We start from the raw sequence: 17,781 nt of genomic DNA on the forward strand, positions 1-17,781 counted from the left end.
AAGGTGGTGGCCTTGTCTGGCGAACTGAGCTGCTCACCGATTCACGGGATGACAACGGCTGCGCCCGAGACTCCCCCCGCGACTACTGCCGCGAGCGCCGCGCCGGCCCCGGCCAGTCGGTTGCTGCTCGCGACGGCGAAGGTCAGCTGGTCGTTGCCCAGCAACTCGGCGAGACGCTCGAGCTGCGCGCCGTCGGGGCGCACGTAGACGTTCGAGACGCTGATACCGCGCTCTTCCGCCGGCGGATCCGACGTAATGGTGGCTAGCCGTCCACCGTCGACGAGCGTGCTCATAGCCGTCGCCGCACCGTCGCGGGCTGCGTTCACGACAGCCGTGATCCCGGCAGCGGCCGCGACCCGGCGCGCCAGAGCCGGCCAGGATGGATCGTTGTAGTCGAACACCTCAAGGGCCCCGTACTGGCGCACTCGAGCCATGCTGGCCGGCCCACTGGTCGCTAGCACATTCGCCCCACGCAGCACTGCGAGCTGCACGAGCAGTCCACCAGTGACTCCTCCCGCGCCATGCACGAGCAGTGTTTCGCCAGCCTTCAAGGCCAATGCCTCGGTCAGCACCTGCTCCGCGGTCAGCGCAGGCACCGGAAACGCGGCTGCGGTCTCCCAGGCGACAGACGCCGGCTTGCGCGCGAGCAATGACGCTGGGGCGATGAGCAAGGGCGCCCAGGCACCCTGGTGGCGCAGCTGAAGGGGGTGACAGAGCACCTCGTCGCCAGGGTGGAAGCCGTCTACGTTCTCTCCCACCTCCGTGACGACGCCCGCCGCCTCGACGCCCAACGCCATGGGGACGCTGGCGCCGACGTCCCAACCGCCAGTACGCACGATCTCGTCCCAGTTGCCGATGCCCGCGGCCTTCACCGCGATCAGAACCTCGTCCGCTGCCAGCGGTCGAGGATCCTGCACGTCGAGAATCTCGACAGGGCCACCGATCTCGTTGATGCCTGCTACTTGCATGTCGTCCTCCTAATAGGTTGTCGGGTCATGCGTTGTCGGGTCCGCCTTTGGGCAGACTTGGTTGATGACGGCGGCTAACGATTGCAAACTTTGTCGCCCGAGACTCACCGACGATGCACGGCTCGAGCGCCACTTCTGAGTTCCCCGTTGCCAGGCCATGAATCGGCGCTTTCGATCGCGCCCTGTGGTCGCTTGTCGGCTTTGGCACACTGGGAGCCGAGGGAGCTCGCTACCCCCTCGCCTCCAGGACATCCGAAAGCCAGGCGTCCTGGCGGAGGTACGCGGCACTCGCTGGGTCGAACGCAAGGTCGGCCAGAGTCCATTTGCTTAGCTCGCTGCGCCATGCCTGCTCGGCCCCACCCATGACACGAGATACCAGGCAGGCCGTCTGGTACTCACATGGCTGGCCAGCACCCGGGCCTTGTCTACGAATCTCAGTGCAACGGAACGCAGAGCGGTTCCCTTCTATTGCGGTGACGACGTCGGCCACAGTGATCTCGCTCGCGGGTCTCGCAAGCCGATACCCCCCGTGCCGACCAGGGATTGACTCGACGACACCGGCCCGGACGAGTGCCTGCATGTGCTTGGCGAGATAAGCCGCCGGAAGCGAGTGGAACTCGGCAAGCTTCGCACCCGGCAGCCCCACGCCTTCCGGCAGCGCGGCCAGCACCAGGCAGCTGTGTACAGACCACTCAACACCATCACTGAAACGCATATCAGGATAATATATATCCAGATATTTAGTGTCAAGATATGTTCGCGAACCCGTCTGGGCGCATCATGGCAGCAGCTCCAGTACGCCCCAGGCGACCGTGGCGATGGATCCGACATAGGCCAGCGTGAGCATGAGCCGACGTGCCGTCTGGAGCCCGGTTCTGTGCGACAGCACTTCGCCGGCGACGAGCCCCGCGCAAATGGACGCTACGATCGCGACCCAGACCCACGGCGAGAGCCCGGGGTGGGATGACGGCCTGGCCACCAGCTTCGCAGCGACCGAAGCCAGGCCGATCGTCAGCAAATGCGGCTGCATGGTGGCGGAAAACTCGGTCTGCTCCCGCCGGGTGCGCAGCGCGTAGACGCTCAACGCCAGCCCGCCCACTCCGGCCGTCGCGTTCATGAAAGCGCTCACCGAACCGGCTGCCGCAAGCGGCTTCGCCCCGGGTCGCCATGGTGAGGAACGGGACATCTGGGCTGTGGCCAACGCGACGAGGACGGTTCCGCCGACGAGGACCTCGAGCCGGGGTGCAGGCACGGTCTGGACGGCCAGGGCACCGGGCACGATTCCGGCGATGCGCAGGAACGAGGAGCAGGTACTTCTTCGAGTCCACGTTCCGGTACACCCGTGCCAGGACATGCGCGCCTTCGCCGCCGCCTGGGGCCGGAGGCAAAAGTCCCACAGCTTGTGGGACAACTTCCGTGAGGCACATCAGGCTCCTGCTCACCGCTTCCGGACCTAGGGATTCGGATCCGATGGCCGCTAGTCATCACGCTCGGGCAGCGAGGGCTGAGAGCGACCAGCCCCGCTGGACTGCCTGCGCGGCGTACCACTGCTGCGCCTCCTGGTCTTTGACCTTCTCGAGCAGGGCGATGTTGTGGCTCCAGCTCAATTGTGCAGAGACCGTCTGCACAATCGGCTCGGGCCCACTCCATGCCTGAGCGTAGGAGCGCATATAGAACAGGTTCCGCCTGTCGAAGCCCTTCATGTGGGGGAACTCCGCGCAGGTCGTGAGCGAGTCGCTCAAGGACCCTGCTCCCCCACGGTTCGGCCGCCTGCCGGTCCAGGATTGTCCGCCCTGTGCTCCTCACAGTTCCGGACGCCCAATAGACCTTCGCCGCCCGCTACTACCTCGATGCGCTGGGCGGCGTGTGGCTCACCTATGCCGACGACGGCCTCAGGGACCCCCGAACCGGGAAAGTCTTCCGGACCCTCGACGATTTCGTCGAGGACAGCGCCTTGCGAGCCACGCCGGTAGCCGACGACCGCCCGAGGCCGCCGTCCTGCACGCCGTCTTCTCGTCTCGGTCCACCACCCGCCGTCGGAGGGCACCGTCCTCGGCGCCGCGGCCGATGCTCTCGCAGGCGAGCCCGGCGGATGCACCGTGACGGCGTGGGGCGCCCACGAGCCGACAAACCTGGCCTGGAAACCCCCGGACCTAACGTCATCGACCCTAATGGTGCACGTGCACCTCCTGCACGTCTCGCCGCTCGAGTCTCAGCTCGGAGGCGCCCTCAAGTCGGCCGAACCACCGCAGGAGCGCCGCGTCGTGACTCGTCACCATGAGCGTTCCCCGGTACCGCTCGAGCGCCTCTTCGAGCTCTCCGACGAGCAGCGGCGCGAGGTGATTGCTCGGCTCGTCGAGCAGGAGAAGCTCAGGCTGGCCCGAAAGGAGCCTAGCGAGCGCCAGCCGCCGATATTGCCCGGCCGAGAGGGAGCCCACCGGCACGAAGAACTCCTGGATCCGGAACAGCCCAAGATGCAGGAGCCGCTCGGCATGATCGTCGAGGTCGCCCGGGAGCCCGGCGGCGTAGGCAGCGAGCAGCCTCGCATGCGGGTCCACGGGCGGGGCGAGTTCCTGCGGGAGGAGGCCGACGACGGCGGAGGCCGCGCCGTCGTCGTCGGCTCCCCCGCCGGCGCGCACCTCGACGGCCCCCTCGAAGGGAAGCCGCCCCGCAAGCACTCCAAGCAGCGTCGTCTTGCCAGCGCCGTTCGGGCCGGTCACGGCGAGACGCCCACCCGCCGAAACGTCGAGGTCGACTGGATGCAGCCGTCCGAGAACGGCGGCGCCGCGAAGGGACACGGCGGCGCCCCGGGAAACATCGAACGCGGCGGCGAGGTGGAGTGGCCGCGGCGGCGGCATCACGGGATCGGCCTCAAGGCGCCTGAGCCGCTCCCGGGCGGACCGGATCTGGCTCTCGACGGCCGCACTCACACGCTGCCCGAAGTAGTTGAACCCGGACTTGTCCTTGTCCGTCATGCGGCCATAGGCCACGCGACCGGAGACCGCGGCGGCCTTCTCTCGTTCATGCTCCTTGGCCTCGACCCACTCTGCGTATTCGCGTTCCCATGTGCGCCGCTCGAGCACCTTTGCCGCACGGTACCCGGCGTAGCCACCGCCGTAGCGGCGCACAGCGCGCCGGTCGGCATCGACCTCGAGGATGACGCGCGCAAAACGACCAAGGAAGTCCCGATCGTGCGAGACGGCCACGACAACGCCGGGCCGCGCCGCGAGCTCCGCCTCGAGCCAAGCCACGGCGTCCCCATCGAGATGGTTCGTGGGCTCGTCGAGCAAAAGGATCGGGGCAGGATCCGCGAGCGCGAAGGCAAGGCCCACGCGCTCGGCCTCGCCACCTGAGAGGCTCGCAAGCGTCCGATCAAGCCCGCTGCGCGCGAGTTCCCCCACGCCGAGGCGCTCGAGCGCGATGACCGCCCGCACCCGGGCCGCAACGCCGTCGGCTGCCTCGCCATCCACAGCAGATTCTCCCGCGCTCGCGCGGGCTTCCGCAGCGGCGAGCAGTCCGCCCACGGTCGCGGCGCTATCGGGCATTTGAGCGAGCCGCGACGCCCGACCGTGCACGGCAACCGTGCCCGAGTCAGGCAGTTCCTCACCCGCGAGGAGGCGCAGGAGCGTGGACTTCCCCGCCCCGTTTTCGCCGACGACGGCGATCCGCTCGCCATCCGCGATCACTAAGCTCACGCGATCGAGGAGGAGGCGGTCGCCGTAGCCGTGGGAGACATCGGTCGCGGTGATGTGGATGGTGCTCAACGCCATGCAGGTCCTCGCTTCAGTGACAGGCAGACTCGTGCCCGGGCAGATAGGGGATGGGAGGCGATCAGCGGACCATGCGTTCCAGCGTGCAGGGCGCCCTGCGGGGTGTCAAGCGGGTTCAGGGACACGCTGCGGACGCAGACTGTCCGCTTCTCCCTTCCGGCCGCCGAGGCCGAGGCCTAGCGTTGAGCCATGGCATACGGCATCCAGATCGTGGTCGATTCGCGGGACCCCCACGCCCAAGCAGAGTGGTGGGCTGAGACGCTCGGCTGGGCCGTCGAGCCAAGCAACGAGGACTTCATCCGGCGCATGATCTCCGAGGGCTACGCGACCGAGGACGAGACGATGGTCTATCGCGGCGTGCTCATGTGGGCGAGCGCCCAGGCCATCGCTCCCGAGGACGAGCTCGGGCGCAAAGACCGCCGGCGCATCCTCTTCCAAGTGGTGCCCGAGGGAAAGTCCGTCAAGAACCGGGTCCACTGGGACGTACGGCTCGACGGCGACGACAAAGACGTTGTCCGCGCGAAGCTTGAGGCCCGCGGGGCGACGTTCCTGTGGGAGGCGGCCGAGGGACCGCACTCGTGGTACACGATGGCAGACCCCGAGGGGAACGAGTTCTGCATCTCGTGAGCTTCACGTCGCCACGCGCCGCGAAGGGTGTCGGCGGCCGCGGATAGACTTTCAGCCGTGACCTCCTCCGCCGCAACCGCCCTCCCCGAGAAAGTCTCCGACGTCTTCGACCCCGCTCGCTGGCGCGTCGTCGAGGGCTTCGACTTTGCGGACCTGACCTACCACCGGCAGGTCGAGCGGGACGCGGACGGGGCGATCGTGCGCGACCTCCCCGCCGTCCGCATCGCGTTCAACCGGCCCGAAGTCCGCAACGCGTTCCGGCCGGGCACTGTCGACGAGCTCTACCGCGCGATGGACCACGCGCGCATGACGCCGGACGTCGCGACCGTCCTCTTGACGGGCAACGGCCCGTCGCCGAAGGACGGCGGCCACGCGTTCTGCTCGGGCGGCGACCAGCGGATCCGCGGGCGCGAGGGCTACAAGTACGCGTCGGGCGAGACAGCCGAGACGATCGACCCGGCGCGCGCAGGCCGGCTCCACATCCTCGAGGTCCAGCGGCTCATGCGGACCATGCCCAAGGTGGTCATCGCCGTCATCAGCGGCTGGGCGGCGGGCGGCGGCCACTCGCTGCACGTCGTCGCGGACCTCACGATCGCCTCGCGCGAGCACGGCAGGTTCAAGCAGACGGACGCGACGGTCGGCTCGTTCGACGCCGGGTACGGCTCGGCGCTCCTGGCCCGCCAGATCGGGCAGAAGCGCGCCCGCGAGATCTTCTTCCTGGCCCGCGAATACTCGGCCGAGGACATGGCCGCGATGGGGGCCGTGAACGAGGCCGTGGACCATGCGCGCCTCGAGGAGGTCGCGCTCGAGTACGCGGCCGATATCGCGCGGCAGTCGCCCCAGGCCATCCGCATGCTCAAGTTCGCGTTCAACCTCGCCGACGACGGGCTCGCGGGCCAGCAGGTCTTCGCGGGCGAGGCCACGCGTCTCGCGTATATGACGGACGAGGCGGTCGAGGGCCGCGACGCGTTCCTCGAGAAGCGGGATCCGGACTGGTCCGAGTTCCCCTACTACTACTGAGCGGAAGAACACGCCCATGAGCCTCGACCCCGTTCTCAAGGCCCTCGCCGCCGCCCTCGCCGACGAGGGGCCCGCGGTCGAGTTCGGTCCCGCGGGAACCGGTGCCACCGGCGCGTGGCGCGTCTGGCAACCGACGACGGCGGTGGGCTCGCTGCCCGAGCACACGGCCGTCGTCGTCCGCACCTCAGGGTCCACGGGGACGCCCAAGGCCACAGCACTCACGATCGACGCGCTCGCGGCCTCCTCGGCAAGCACCGCCGTGGCACTGCGCGGCGAGGGCCAGTGGCTCCTCGCGCTCCCGCTCGAGTACATCGCCGGGGTGCAGGTGCTCGTGCGGTCGCTCTACGCGGGCACGCGGCCGGTCGAGATGAACCCCGCCGCGGGCTTCACGCCCGAGGCGTTCGCGGACGCGGCCGAGGAACTCACGGACCCCGTCCGATTCACGTCCCTCGTGCCCACCCAGCTGCGGAGGCTCCTCGAAGACCCCAGCCCCCGCGTCGCGAAGGCGCTGCGCCGCTTCAACGCCGTCCTCCTCGGCGGTGCACCCATCCCGCCGGGCCTGCTCGAGCGCGCAGGCGAGGCAGGTGTCCACGTCGTCACGACGTACGGATCGGCCGAGACGTGCGGCGGGTGCGTGTACAACGGCAAGCCGCTCGACGGCGTCTCCGTGCGGCTCGCCGACGACGGGCGCATCCGCCTCGGCGGCGAGGTCGTCGCGGCCGGCTACGTGGGCGATCCGGCGCGCACGGCCGAGCACTTCGTGGAAGAGGGCGGCGAGCGCTGGTTCGTGACCTCCGATGTGGGCGAGATCGGCGACGACGGCCGTCTCCACGTGCTCGGGCGGACGGACGACGTCGTCATCACGGGCGGCGTCAAAGTCTCCGCCGCGCACATCGCGCGCGAGCTCGAAGGGATCGGCGGCGTGCGCGAGGCGTTCGTCGTCGGGGTCCGCGACGCCGAATGGGGGCAGGCGCTTGCGGCCGCCGTCGTGCTCTCGGGCGACCAGGGCGGTTCGCTCGACGAGGTGCGCGGCTCCGCCGTCGTCCGCCTCGGGCGGCTCGCACCCAAGACGTGGCTCGTGGTCGACGAGCTGCCGCACCTGCCGAACGGCAAGCCGGACCGCCAGACGCTCGGCGAGGCCCTCTCACGCGCGCACGCCGCACGGCACGGGCACGGCGCGTCGGGTCCGTAGCCCTCCGCGAAGCCCGCTCTGCTCCCCAGGAAAGAAGTCAGGAACCCCCGTGGCAACATTCGCCCAATGGGTCCAGGGCGCCCGCCCGCGGACCCTCCCCATGGCCGTCGCGCCCGTCATCGTCGGAAGCGCGGCCGCCTTCGGGCTCGGCTCGTTCAAGCCGGTCAATGCGATCCTCGCGGCGCTCGTCGCCGTCATGCTCCAGGTCGGCGTGAACTACGCGAACGACTACTCGGACGGGATCCGCGGCACCGACGACCATCGTGTGGGGCCCTTCCGGCTGGTGGGCGCAGGCGCCGCGGCGCCGGGCGCGGTCAAGCGGGCCGCGTTCATCTCGTTCGGGGTGGCGGCCCTGTTCGGTCTCGCGCTCGTGATGCTCTCGCAGACGTGGTGGCTCATCATCGTCGGCGCGGCGAGCGTCCTCGCGGCGTGGGGCTACACAGGCGGCAGGCGGCCGTACGGGTACCTCGGCCTCGGGGACCTGTTCGTGTTCGTGTTCTTCGGCCTCGTCGCGACCCTCGGCACCACCTACACGCAGGCCCTCGCCCTGAGCCCTGCCGCGTGGGCTGGCGCCATCGCGACGGGCCTCATCGCGGACGCCCTCCTCATGGCGAACAATGTGCGCGACATCCCGACGGACCGCGTGGCCGGGAAGCGGACCCTCGCGGTGCGGCTCGGCGACCGCGCCGCGCGGCTCTCGTACCCGGTGATGCTCGCCGTCGCCGTCGTCGCCGCACTCGTGCTCGCGCCGTCGAACCCGTGGATGCTGCTCGTCCTCGCTCTCGTCCCGGCCTGCATCGCGCCGTCGCGGACGATGCTCTCGGGCGCGGCCGGGCCCGGGCTCATTCCCGTCCTCCAGCAGACGGGGTTCATCAACCTCGGCTTCAGCGCCCTGTTCGCGGTCGCGTCGGTGCTCGGGCGCGCGTAGGCCTCGGGGGTCAGGCCTCGGCCGGCCCACCCTCGCCGTCGGCCCGACGCTGCGCCTCGTCGATTGAGTCCTCGGCCTCGGCGTCCTCCTGCTCGCGCGACGAGCGCACCTTCTTGCGGCCGCCGAACACATCGCTCACGTCGGACGCTGCGGCATTCCGCTGCCGGTTGAGGAACAGGAAGCTCACTGCAAACGCGATCACGACGGCGTACACCGCCGAGAGGACACCGCCGATGCCGAGCAGCAGGAACACTACGAACGGAACAACGAAGAGAGCCGCACGGATGAGGGTGTACTTCAAAAACGCCACTAGCCAAGTTTACTAAAATAGGCCTATGGCCCGTCTCCTGCCCGTCATCGTCATCCTGGCGGCCTGGCTCTACGCAATGGTGGACTGCGCCATGGCCGACCGCGCGGCGGTGCGCGGGCTGTCCAAGACGTCATGGTTCCTGATCACGATCCTCCCCATCATCGGAACCCTCTTGTGGTTCATCTTCGGCCGGCCTCGCCGGACCGCTCCCCCGACGTCGGGCAGCACGCGGGGCCGCCGCCCGGTGGCTCCGGATGACGACCCCGATTTCCTGCGCGGGCTCTGAGCCTCCCCGGGAGCGACGGCCCATATCGGGCGCCCTTAGCCGCTATTGGGCCGCTGCCCCGCGGCACCATAGCGGGGAAGCAGCACGGAAGCTCGAGAACCTGCGGAACGTGGCCCGTGAGGGGGCGGCGGATTAGCCCGCGCTGACGCCGCCGTACGAGTGCAGGCCCGTGAAGTAGATGTTCACGATCGTGAAGTTGAAGATCACGCACACGTAGCCCACGATCGAGAGCCATGCCGCCCGGCTCCCGGTCCAGCCGCGCGTCGCGCGCGCGTGAAGGTACGCCGCGTAGACCACCCAGATGACGAAGCTCCAGACTTCCTTCGTGTCCCAGCCCCAGAATCGGCCCCACGCCTTCTCGGCCCAGATCGCACCGAACATAACCGTGAGGGTCCAGCCGACGAAAGCGATCGTGTTGATCCGGTAGCTCAGGGTTTCGAGCGTCAGCGAACTCGGTACGAGGCGCATGAACCCGCCGTGGTCGAGGCCGCCCGCGGCGATCTTCGCCTCGCGCCGCGACTGGACGAGCTGCAGCACGGCCATCGAGAACGTGAGCGTGAAGAGGGCCGAGGAAAGCACGGCGATCGAGACGTGGATCACGAGCCAATAGCTCTGCAGCGCCGGCACGAGGTGGCCGACAGGCGTCCAGAACGCCACGGCCGCGGCCACCATCATGACGACGACGAGGCCGAGGACGAACGTCCCGAGGAAGCGCAGATCGCGCTTGATGAGCGTGAGCAGAAAGACCGCGGTCACGAGGAGCGCGCCCGTGGTGCAGAACTCGTACATGTTGCCCCACGGCACACGCCCCGCCGCGATACCGCGCGTCGCGACGCCGGCCACATGGATCGCGAGGCCCAGGATGCTCAGCGCCACTCCGACGCGCGCGGCATTCCGCCGCGTCGCGTACGCGAGCCCCGCGTCCGCGACCTCGGCGAGCCCGTTCGCACCGGACGACGACGCAGGTCGGCTTCCGCCGTCGGCCGCGCCTGCCGACGAGGCGCCGGCCATGGCTGGCACCTTCGCAGCTGCCTTCGCCCCCGCGAGGCGCGACGCGTCCCGCCGGGCGGTCTTGCCGCTCGTCGCCATGTCCCACGCGAAGGCGAGGAACGCGATGACGTACGTGCCGGCAGCGAGGAGCATGAAGAGTTCGCTGTACTCGCCGAGCGTCTGGTTGATGGGGCCCATCATGCGCCCTTTCCTGAGGTTGACTGAGTCCTATTGTGCGCCTCGCCCTCGGCGCCCGGTTCCGCGGCGACGCCCCACGCCTTCGCGAGGACCTCGCGCACGGCGCGCCCCTCGGCGGCGAGGCCGTGGTCCTCGCCGCGCGCGAGGAGGCCGTACTCGATCATCGTGCGGCCGTCCGCGTGATCGCCGAATCGGACCCACAGGCGCCGTCGCGGCACGAAGAGCGAGGCGATAAGGCCGGCGAGCGAGAACAGCGCGAAGCCGAGCGCCCACGTCTGGCCCGGGTTGTGGTGGATGTCGAGGCCCACGTAGCGCTTGAGGCCGTCGAAGCTGATGGACCCCTGCCCGTCCGGGAGCGAGTACGACTGCCCCGCGCTCAGCACGATGCCCTTCGCGGGGAGGTCGCGGCCGTTGACCTGCTTGAGCTTCGAGACGTCGAGGGCGTAGACGTTCTGCGGCGCGCCCTTGTCGAGGCCCAGATCGCCCACGTACGAGTTGAGGCTCAGCTGCGGGCTGAGGGGATCGGGATCGGCGCTGAAGGAGACGCCGTCCTGGCCGGTCACGGCGGTCGGCAGGAAGAACCCGACGAACCCGAGCTGGCTCGGCTTCGCGTCCGGGGCCTTGATGACGATCGTCGACGTGTAGACCGTGTCCGTGGCCTGGGCGGGGATGGGGCCTTGGTAGGCGACCTTCCCGTCGCCGCCGCGCACCGTGACGACGGGGGCGTAGCCGTTGCCGACGAGGTAGACATCGGTATCGCCGATGCTCAGCGGATCGTTGACCTTGAGCGTCTGGTCCTTCGAGGCGGCCTCGGGCGAATCCTTGGTTGCGATATGCGCCGTGAAGTCGAGGGGCTGCCCGAACTTGCCGGGCGACTCGCGGTCGTAGCGCACGTCGAACTTGTCGAGCTGGATCGAGTAGGGCTTGAGCCACGAGGACTGGAAGTCGGTTCCCGGGTTGAACTGGTCGTAGCCCACGAGGGTGTTCACGAACGTATCCCCCTCGACGAGGATGCGCTGCCCGCTGTAGCCGAACAGGATGCCGACCGCGACCGAGACGAGCACGCCCACAAGCCCGCCGTGGAAGCACAGGTTCCCGAGCTCCTTGAGGTAGCCGCGCTCGGCGCCCACCGAGGCGAGGTCGTTGCGTCGGCGAGCGCCGCCGGAGCCGGCGTCCCCAGCGTCGCCCGGGGCGCCGTCGTCGTCCGCGGGCCGCAACTCCACACGGTAGCCGCGCGTGCGCAGGAGCGCCGCCGCCTGCTCGGCGGCCTCCGCCGATCCAAGCCCTCGCTCAGCCGGGACCACGAGCGTGCCGTACACGGGGAGGCGCGAGAGGCGCGCGGGCGTGCGCGGCGGCTTCGAGCGCCACGCCTTCCAGTGCGCGATGGCCCGCGGCACCACGCAGCCGATGAGCGAGATGAACAGGAGCAGGTAGATCGCCGAGAACCATGCCGACGAATAGACGTCGAACATCTGGAGCTTGTCGAGGATCGGCCCGTAGTCCGCGTGGTCCTTGAGGTACTGCGTCACGATGGCCGGGTTGATGGGCCGCTGCGGGAACAGCGAGCCGGGAACGGCCGCAACCGCGAGGAGGAGCAGGAGGAACAGCGCCGTGCGCATGCTCGTGAGCTGGGTCCACGCCCAGCGCAGCATGCCCACGAAGCCGAGGGCGGGAAGCGCGACGTCGTCGCGCTGCGCGGGGCGCTTCTTCGGGCTCTTGGGGTCTTGGGAGTTCTGGGTCTTCAGGCTCATCAGATGGGTGGCCTCACGGTTCCGATCCACAGCTGCAGCTGCGAAATCCAATGGCTCCACACGCCCGAGACGATGAGCACGCCGATGAGGATCAGCATGCCCCCGCCGAAGGCCTGCAGCGCCCTGCGGTGCTTCTTGAAGAATTTGAGGGCGCCCATGCCGCGGCGGAACGCGAGGGCGATGAGGAGGAACGGCACGCCCAGGCCGAGGCAGTAGACAAACGTGAGGAACGCGCCCTTGTACGCCGTCGGGCCGTCCGTGAACGCGAGCAGCTGGACCGAGGCGAGGGTCGGGCCGATGCACGGCACCCAGCCGAGCCCGAACGTCATCCCGAGCACCGGTGCGCCCCACAGGCCCGCTGGCGGCTTCGCGTGGACGCGCGCCTCGCGCTGGAAGATTCCCAGCCCGCCCATGAACACGATGCCCATGAGGACGACGACGATCCCCAGCACGCGCGTGAGCCACACCTGGGACGTCGCGAGCCACGAGCCGAGCTGGCCGAAGACGGCGCCCGTCGCGACGAACACGACCGTGAAGCCGAGCACGAACAGCCCGATGCCCGCGACCATGCGCCCGCGCTTCTGCTTCTCGAGGTCCACGCCCGTGAGGCCCGTGACGTAGCCGAGGTAGCCGGGCACGAGGGGAAGGACGCACGGCGAGAGGAACGAGACGATTCCTGCCAGCAGTGCAACGGGTACGGCAAGGAGAAGGGAGCCGTTCAGGACGGCCTCGCTGAAGCTGTTCGCGCCCACGCTACTCGGCCGCCGCGGACTCGATGAGCGCCTTGAGCGTGCTCTTGTCGAGCTCGCCGAGGATGCGCGCGGAGACGCGGCCCTGCTTGTCGAGGACGAGCGTCGTGGGCACGGCCCCCGGCGGGACCATGCCGGAGAGCGCGAGCAGCACGTGGCCGTCCTGGTCATTGAAGCTCGGGTACGTGAGGCCGAAGTTCTGCTCGAACGCCTCGGCCGTGCCCTTCTCGTCCCGGAGGTTCACGCCGTAGAACACGACGCCCTTCGGGGCGAACTCGTCGGAGAGCGCCTTGAGGCTCGGGGCCTCGACGCGGCACGGCGCGCACGACGCGAACCAGAAGTTGAGCACCGTCACGCGGCCCGCGAAGCTCGACGAGGCCACGCTCGTGCCGTCGTAGAGCGTCCCGGTGAACGCGACGGGCGGCTTGCGCTGGTCCTTCGCGTATTCGGTGACGGAGCCGTCGCCCGCGACGTAGTTCTTGTTGTCGCCCGCGCGTGCTTGCTGCGCGAGCGGATCGTTCGCGGCGCAGGCAGAGAGACCCGCGAGCGCGGCGGGCACGGCGACGGCGAACGCGAGGACGCTTCTGCGGGACGGATGGGCTGGGCTCGCCATTCAGGCCCCCGGAGTAGTCGCGGCGCCGGGGAGGAAGGCCGCGGCGGGCTCGGTGTAGCGGAGGGAGACGACGGCGCCGGTCGCAGTATCGACCGTGAGGCTCGTGAGCGAGGCAAGGGTGCATTCGCGCTTGCGCGGGTCGTGCCAGAGCGCGCGGCCCTCGGCCTTGAGGCGCGCGGCCCAGATGGGGAGCTGGTGGGCGACGAGGACGGCCTGCGCGCCGTCGCCTCCACGGTCGACGGCCGTGCGGGCCGCATCGACGACGGCGGCCAGGACGCGGGCGGCCTGGGCCTCGTACGGCTCGCCCCACGAGGGCCGGAGCGGGTTCACGAGGTAGCGCCAGTGGCGTGGCCTGGCGAGCTCGGCCGGGTTGACCTTGAGGCCCTCGAAGTGGTTCTCGGCCTCGATGATGCGCGGTTCCGTCTCGACCTCGAGGCCGAGGGCGGCTGCGGTCGGGGCCGCGGTCTCCTGGGCCCTCGTCAAGGGTGAGGCCTTGAGCAGGACGATGCGGGCGCCGTCGTGCGTCTGCTGGGCGAAGTGCTCGGCGACGCATTCCGCCATCCGCCGCCCGCGCTCGGAGAGGTGGTACTCCGGGAGTCGGCCGTAGAGCACCCCAGCAGGGTTGTACACCTCGCCGTGGCGCAGGAGATGGACGGTGGAGGAAGGCATGACATCCAGTTTCTCAAATGTGGGAGGCGGCGGAGAAATCGCCTGAGCGGCCCGGACTGCCTCCGCCCCCTCATTCTACAGACAGTAGAACTACCTGCCCTTCCCGAGAGTTCCCTGTGAAATATGACACAGGAGGTAGCGGAAGATGCATTTGCATGGATAAGCTGAGCATGTTGATTGACACCTCAACTACCTGCGGCAGTGTCCCTGCCCGAGCGAAGGAGAACACCGTGACGGTTCCCACTGGCATCACCCCCGGCATCTGGACCCTCGACATCGCCCACAGCGACATCGCGTTCACCGTGCGCCACGCCGGCATCAGCAAGGTCCGCGGCCGCTTCACCGACGCCGCCGGCACCGTCAACGTGGGCCACAGCCTCGCGGAGACCAAGGTCTCGGCCACCGTCAAGACGGCCTCGTTCGACTCGGGCGACGCCAACCGCGACGGCCACGTCAAGAGCGCCGACTTCTTCGACGTCGAGGAGTTCCCCGAGATGACGTTCGCCTCGACCGCGATCGAGCACAACGGCGAGTCCTACGACGTCACGGGCCAGCTCACGATCAAGGGCGTCACGCAGGAGATCACGATCGAGACCGAGTTCAACGGCGTGGCCGTGGACCCGTTCGGCACGACGCGCGCGGGCCTCTCCGGCGAAACCACGATCTCCCGCAAGGAGTTCGGCCTCACGTGGAACGCCGTCCTCGAGACGGGCGGGGTGCTCGTGAGCGACAAGGTCGTCATCTCCCTCGACCTCGCGTTCACGGCTCCGCAGGCCTGATCGCATCCGGCGGTTCCGCTCCCGCCTCGCGTGGCGGAACCGCCTTCGGCTGCGGCGCTTTCCGCGGCTTTTCGCAGCGCCGGTTCGGGTTCGCCCGGGCCGGCGCTGCCGCGTTCCCGACCGGTTGCACTTTCCCAATCGATGAGGAACGCGGCGTGTTTCGCCACGACGCGCACCAAGCCGTCTGAGAAGTGGACCGGAACGCCGGGCCAACGGCGAATCTGGCCGGTATGGTGGGCAGTGCGGGGACGGGACAGGTGCCGCTCCGTGTGAGCCGACCGGAGGACGAGTCCATGACCACCTCATCAGAGCAGCCCGACGAGCCTCGCGAGGAGGCCTCGGCGACCGAGCCGCCGCACGCCGCGCCCGGTGCGTCGGCTTCCGGTGAGCCGCGCCCCACTCCGCGCTACGGGCAATACGCTCCCGGCTTCGAACCGCCGCATCGGCCAGCGCAGCCGCCGCAGTACGGCCAGCAGCCGCCCTCGCCCGCGCAGCCTCCGCAGTACGGCCAGCAGCCGCCGCAGTATGGGCAGCCTCCCCAGTACGGCCAGCAGCCTCCCCAGTATGGCCAGCAGCCGCCGCAGTATGGGCAGCCGCCGCAGTACGGCCAGCAGCCCTATGGCCAGCCGCCAGCCCAGCCCTATGGCTACGGGTCGCTCACACCTGCGCCGGGCCCGAACGAGCAGCAGTCTGCAGTCACCATCGCCTTCTGGCTCATGCTCTCGACAGCTGCCGCGGAGGTGATCCTCGGCGTCGTCGGCCTCATCATCAACCTCGGCAGCACGAGCGTGCTGCGCACGATCTACGACGACCAGGCGGCAGGCCGCCCGACGCCCTTCACGTACGAGGAGTTCAAGAGCCTCGTGCTGGGCGTCCTCTGGACCGTGTTCGCTGGAGCCGTGGTCAACGCGATCATCCTCGGGCTCTGCGCGTTCTTCCTGCGCAAGGGGCGTCGCTGGAGCCGGATCCTCGGAACTGTCTTCCTCGCCCTCTCGGTGTTCTCCTTCTTCAACGCAGGCTTCTTCGCGCTCGTGACGATCGCGCTCGCCATCATCACGATCATCATGCTGTTCCGCCCGGGCGTGACCGCGTTCGTCAACGCGCACAACACCTTCAACAACCCCTACACCCCCGGCCCCCCGCGGACTTTCGGCAACCCGTACGGGCAGTAGCAGGAGAGGCAGGAGACCATGTCAGAACGCCAGTTTCCCGGCGGCCAGCACGACGGCAATCAGTATTCTGGCCCGTGGCCGAGCCAACTCCCCACGGGGTCTTTCCCGGGCATGCAGCCGCAGCCGACCGTCCACAAGCCGACGACGATCAAGGTCGCGTTCTGGCTCCTCATCGCGCTCGCGGTCCTTCCGCTGGCCTTCGTTCCTTTCGAGGTCCAGTACTTCAACGAGAGCTTCCCCGCCATCTTGGCGCAGGCGTCGGCTCGGAGCCGGCAACCCCTTCCGCCCGGTTTCGCGGAGCAGCTTCTCTCGGTCATGGTGCCATTCATCTGGATCATCGTGATCATCGTTGCCGCCATTGAAGTACTCGTGGCGCTCGGAATCTGGACCGGCCGAAACTGGGTTCGGATCGTGCTCACAGTCTTCATCGGTGTCGGCCTCCTGGGATCGATGTTCAGCCTCGCGGTGGCGACCATGGCGCCGAGCATCTACAGCAGGGAATATCTGTCCAGCGGTCCCCTGATGCTCGCGAGCTACGGCCTGTCAGTTGTCCAGCTCGCAGCCAACGCGGCCATTCTCGTTCTGATCTGGCTTCCCGCGTCGAACTACTTCTTCGCGATGTCCAAGGCCGCCCGCGCAGGCTACCTGCGCTAGGCCGAGGCCGTCCCCGCGGCGGGCTCGCCGTGCTCGTCCTCGCCGGTCTGGCCCCCCGCCTCGCCCCGCTGGGCGTGGTAGGCGAGGATCTGGAGCTCGGTGGCCATGTCCACCTTGCGCAGGGTGACACCCCGCGGAACCTGAAGGATCGCGGGCGCGAAGCTCAGGATGCTCCGCACGCCGGCCGCGACAACGCGATCGCATGCCTGCTGCGCTGCGGACCCCGGGAGCGCGAGAACAGCCATGTTGGCCCGCGTCCGCTTGAAGATGGACTCGAGATTGGCCGCATCCGCGACGCGGAGCCAGCCGACCTCGTTCCCGATGATCTGGGGATCGGTGTCGAGGAGCGCGACGACCTCGAAGCCGCGCGTCTCGAATCCGCCGTACCGTGCTAGGGCCCGGCCCAGGTTGCCGGCGCCGACGATCGCCACGCGCCAGTCCCGCGTGAGTCCCAGCGCGGCCGACAGGTGCTGCAGGAGGTTCTCGACCTCGTACCCGACGCCGCGCGTGCCGTACGAGCCGAGCTGCGAGAGGTCCTTCCGGAGGGTCGCCGAACTCACGCCCGAAGCGTCCGCGAGTTCCTCCGAGGAGACCCGCTCGACGCCCTCCGCGACGAAGCCGTTGAGGGCACGCAGATACACCGTGAGACGGGCGACGACGGCGCTCGGGAGCCGCTTCGCCGTCGGCTCGGCGGGCACGTCTTCGGGCGATTTCGCATGAGTCGTCACGGAGCGTCCCTCCTCACGGTCTGGCTGCCGCTTCGCGCGGCGCGTTCTCCTTCGGCCCGAATCACTCTAGGACTGCCGATGCGTGCCGCCAAAACGTCAGTCGGAGGACGCCGACTGGGCCACGGCCGCCGCGATCGTCCGGCGGAGCCTCGCCTCGTCGATCCGCCAGAAATCGCGTTGCACGCCGTCGACCAGGACTACGGGGACCTCCTCGGCGAAGCGCTCGGCGAGTTCGGCGTCGTCGTCCATGAGCCGCTCGCTCCACGGGAGGCCCGCATCGGCGGCGACGCGCGCCACGACCTCGCGTGCCGCCTCGCAGAGGTGGCACTCGCGGCGGGTGACTAGGACGATCTCGGGGGTCCGCATGCATCCACGGT

General features: G+C 69.2%; 21 protein-coding genes and 1 pseudogene. 9 read left to right on the forward strand and 13 right to left on the reverse strand.

Going from position 1 to position 17,781, the window contains the following annotated elements:
- Positions 1-41: 41 nt before the first annotated feature.
- From SPF06_RS03220 to SPF06_RS03230, 4 genes are all read right to left on the reverse strand, one after another.
- Positions 42-968 (reverse strand): NADP-dependent oxidoreductase, encoded by a 927-nt coding sequence (locus SPF06_RS03220; RefSeq protein ID WP_323277472.1) that lies wholly within the window; start codon positions 966-968, stop codon positions 42-44.
- A gap of 229 nt (positions 969-1,197) precedes the next feature.
- Positions 1,198-1,683 carry an RrF2 family transcriptional regulator gene (locus SPF06_RS22070; protein WP_428985689.1) on the reverse strand — a complete coding sequence of 162 codons (486 nt, stop codon included), beginning with the start codon at positions 1,681-1,683 and terminating at the stop codon, positions 1,198-1,200.
- A 63-nt stretch (positions 1,684-1,746) separates the two neighbouring features.
- Positions 1,747-2,322, reverse strand: coding sequence for a TSUP family transporter (locus tag SPF06_RS03225; protein ID WP_323277473.1), 576 nt, complete (start codon positions 2,320-2,322; stop codon positions 1,747-1,749).
- 130 nt (positions 2,323-2,452) lie between these two features.
- A complete protein-coding gene (locus tag SPF06_RS03230; RefSeq protein WP_323277474.1) occupies positions 2,453-2,710 on the reverse strand; it encodes a DUF1016 N-terminal domain-containing protein in 258 nt (85 codons plus the stop codon).
- Positions 2,711-2,995: 285 nt separating this feature from the next.
- Between SPF06_RS03230 and SPF06_RS22075 the strand changes: the two are divergent.
- A pseudogene (locus SPF06_RS22075) lies at positions 2,996-3,118 on the forward strand (DUF6177 family protein); the annotation flags it as partial.
- Positions 3,119-3,136: 18 nt separating this feature from the next.
- On the opposite strand, the gene SPF06_RS03235 reads toward SPF06_RS22075, so the two are convergent.
- On the reverse strand, positions 3,137-4,738 hold the full coding sequence (locus SPF06_RS03235) for an ABC-F family ATP-binding cassette domain-containing protein (RefSeq protein ID WP_323277475.1): 1,602 nt from the start codon (positions 4,736-4,738) through the stop codon (positions 3,137-3,139).
- A gap of 189 nt (positions 4,739-4,927) precedes the next feature.
- Between SPF06_RS03235 and SPF06_RS03240 the strand changes: the two genes are divergently transcribed.
- The 4 genes from SPF06_RS03240 to SPF06_RS03255 are packed head-to-tail and all read left to right on the forward strand — an operon-like array spanning position 4,928 to position 8,505.
- Positions 4,928-5,365 carry a VOC family protein gene (locus tag SPF06_RS03240; protein WP_323277476.1) on the forward strand — a complete coding sequence of 146 codons (438 nt, stop codon included), beginning with the start codon at positions 4,928-4,930 and terminating at the stop codon, positions 5,363-5,365.
- A gap of 57 nt (positions 5,366-5,422) precedes the next feature.
- Positions 5,423-6,385: a 1,4-dihydroxy-2-naphthoyl-CoA synthase gene (locus SPF06_RS03245; protein ID WP_323277477.1), complete on the forward strand. Its 963-nt coding sequence runs from the start codon at positions 5,423-5,425 to the stop codon at positions 6,383-6,385.
- 16 nt (positions 6,386-6,401) lie between these two features.
- Positions 6,402-7,577 carry an AMP-binding protein gene (locus SPF06_RS03250; protein WP_323277478.1) on the forward strand — a complete coding sequence of 392 codons (1,176 nt, stop codon included), beginning with the start codon at positions 6,402-6,404 and terminating at the stop codon, positions 7,575-7,577.
- A 49-nt stretch (positions 7,578-7,626) separates the two neighbouring features.
- Positions 7,627-8,505, forward strand: coding sequence for a 1,4-dihydroxy-2-naphthoate polyprenyltransferase (locus SPF06_RS03255; RefSeq protein ID WP_323277479.1), 879 nt, complete (start codon positions 7,627-7,629; stop codon positions 8,503-8,505).
- Positions 8,506-8,515: 10 nt separating this feature from the next.
- On the opposite strand, the gene SPF06_RS03260 is transcribed toward SPF06_RS03255, so the two are convergent.
- Entirely contained in the window at positions 8,516-8,815 is a 300-nt protein-coding gene (locus SPF06_RS03260) for a DUF4229 domain-containing protein (protein ID WP_323277480.1), read from the reverse strand.
- A 25-nt stretch (positions 8,816-8,840) separates the two neighbouring features.
- Here SPF06_RS03260 and SPF06_RS03265 point away from each other — a divergent pair, with 25 nt between their 5' ends.
- Positions 8,841-9,101 (forward strand): PLDc N-terminal domain-containing protein, encoded by a 261-nt coding sequence (locus SPF06_RS03265; protein WP_323277481.1) that lies wholly within the window; start codon positions 8,841-8,843, stop codon positions 9,099-9,101.
- Positions 9,102-9,233: 132 nt separating this feature from the next.
- On the opposite strand, the gene ccsB is transcribed toward SPF06_RS03265, so the two are convergent.
- Genes ccsB through SPF06_RS03290 form a run of 5 tightly spaced genes read right to left on the reverse strand, consistent with a single transcriptional unit; the run spans position 9,234 to position 14,071 of the window.
- Positions 9,234-10,289: a c-type cytochrome biogenesis protein CcsB gene (gene ccsB / locus SPF06_RS03270; protein WP_428985703.1), complete on the reverse strand. Its 1,056-nt coding sequence runs from the start codon at positions 10,287-10,289 to the stop codon at positions 9,234-9,236.
- On the reverse strand, positions 10,289-12,040 hold the full coding sequence (gene resB / locus SPF06_RS03275; protein ID WP_428985690.1) for a cytochrome c biogenesis protein ResB: 1,752 nt from the start codon (positions 12,038-12,040) through the stop codon (positions 10,289-10,291). The genes ccsB and resB overlap by 1 nt, the downstream gene beginning before the upstream one ends.
- Complete coding sequence (locus SPF06_RS03280) at positions 12,040-12,792, reverse strand: cytochrome c biogenesis CcdA family protein (RefSeq protein WP_323277483.1); 753 nt, start codon at positions 12,790-12,792, stop codon at positions 12,040-12,042. Before SPF06_RS03280 ends, resB begins: the two co-directional genes overlap by 1 nt.
- 1 nt (position 12,793) lies before the next feature.
- Positions 12,794-13,402 carry a TlpA family protein disulfide reductase gene (locus SPF06_RS03285; protein WP_323277484.1) on the reverse strand — a complete coding sequence of 203 codons (609 nt, stop codon included), beginning with the start codon at positions 13,400-13,402 and terminating at the stop codon, positions 12,794-12,796.
- Positions 13,403-14,071, reverse strand: a complete 669-nt coding sequence (locus SPF06_RS03290) for a histidine phosphatase family protein (RefSeq protein ID WP_323277485.1) — start codon at positions 14,069-14,071, stop codon at positions 13,403-13,405. It lies immediately after the preceding gene.
- A gap of 230 nt (positions 14,072-14,301) precedes the next feature.
- Between SPF06_RS03290 and SPF06_RS03295 the strand changes: the two genes are divergently transcribed.
- From SPF06_RS03295 to SPF06_RS03305, 3 genes are all read left to right on the forward strand, one after another.
- Positions 14,302-14,850 (forward strand): YceI family protein, encoded by a 549-nt coding sequence (locus tag SPF06_RS03295; RefSeq protein ID WP_323277486.1) that lies wholly within the window; start codon positions 14,302-14,304, stop codon positions 14,848-14,850.
- A gap of 293 nt (positions 14,851-15,143) precedes the next feature.
- On the forward strand, positions 15,144-16,022 hold the full coding sequence (locus SPF06_RS03300) for a hypothetical protein (protein ID WP_323277487.1): 879 nt from the start codon (positions 15,144-15,146) through the stop codon (positions 16,020-16,022).
- Between the two features lie 18 nt (positions 16,023-16,040).
- Positions 16,041-16,676, forward strand: a complete 636-nt coding sequence (locus SPF06_RS03305; protein ID WP_323277488.1) for a hypothetical protein — start codon at positions 16,041-16,043, stop codon at positions 16,674-16,676.
- On the opposite strand, the gene SPF06_RS03310 is transcribed toward SPF06_RS03305, so the two are convergent.
- Both SPF06_RS03310 and SPF06_RS03315 read right to left on the reverse strand, forming a co-directional pair.
- Positions 16,673-17,404, reverse strand: coding sequence for a redox-sensing transcriptional repressor Rex (locus SPF06_RS03310; RefSeq protein ID WP_323277489.1), 732 nt, complete (start codon positions 17,402-17,404; stop codon positions 16,673-16,675). The two genes, SPF06_RS03305 and SPF06_RS03310, sit on opposite strands and share 4 nt — an antisense overlap.
- Positions 17,405-17,500: 96 nt before the next feature.
- Complete coding sequence (locus SPF06_RS03315) at positions 17,501-17,770, reverse strand: glutaredoxin family protein (RefSeq protein ID WP_323277490.1); 270 nt, start codon at positions 17,768-17,770, stop codon at positions 17,501-17,503.
- Positions 17,771-17,781 lie beyond the last annotated feature (11 nt).

It is taken from the genome of Sinomonas terricola (assembly GCF_034931225.1).
GTDB classification, from domain to species: domain Bacteria; phylum Actinomycetota; class Actinomycetes; order Actinomycetales; family Micrococcaceae; genus Sinomonas; species Sinomonas terricola.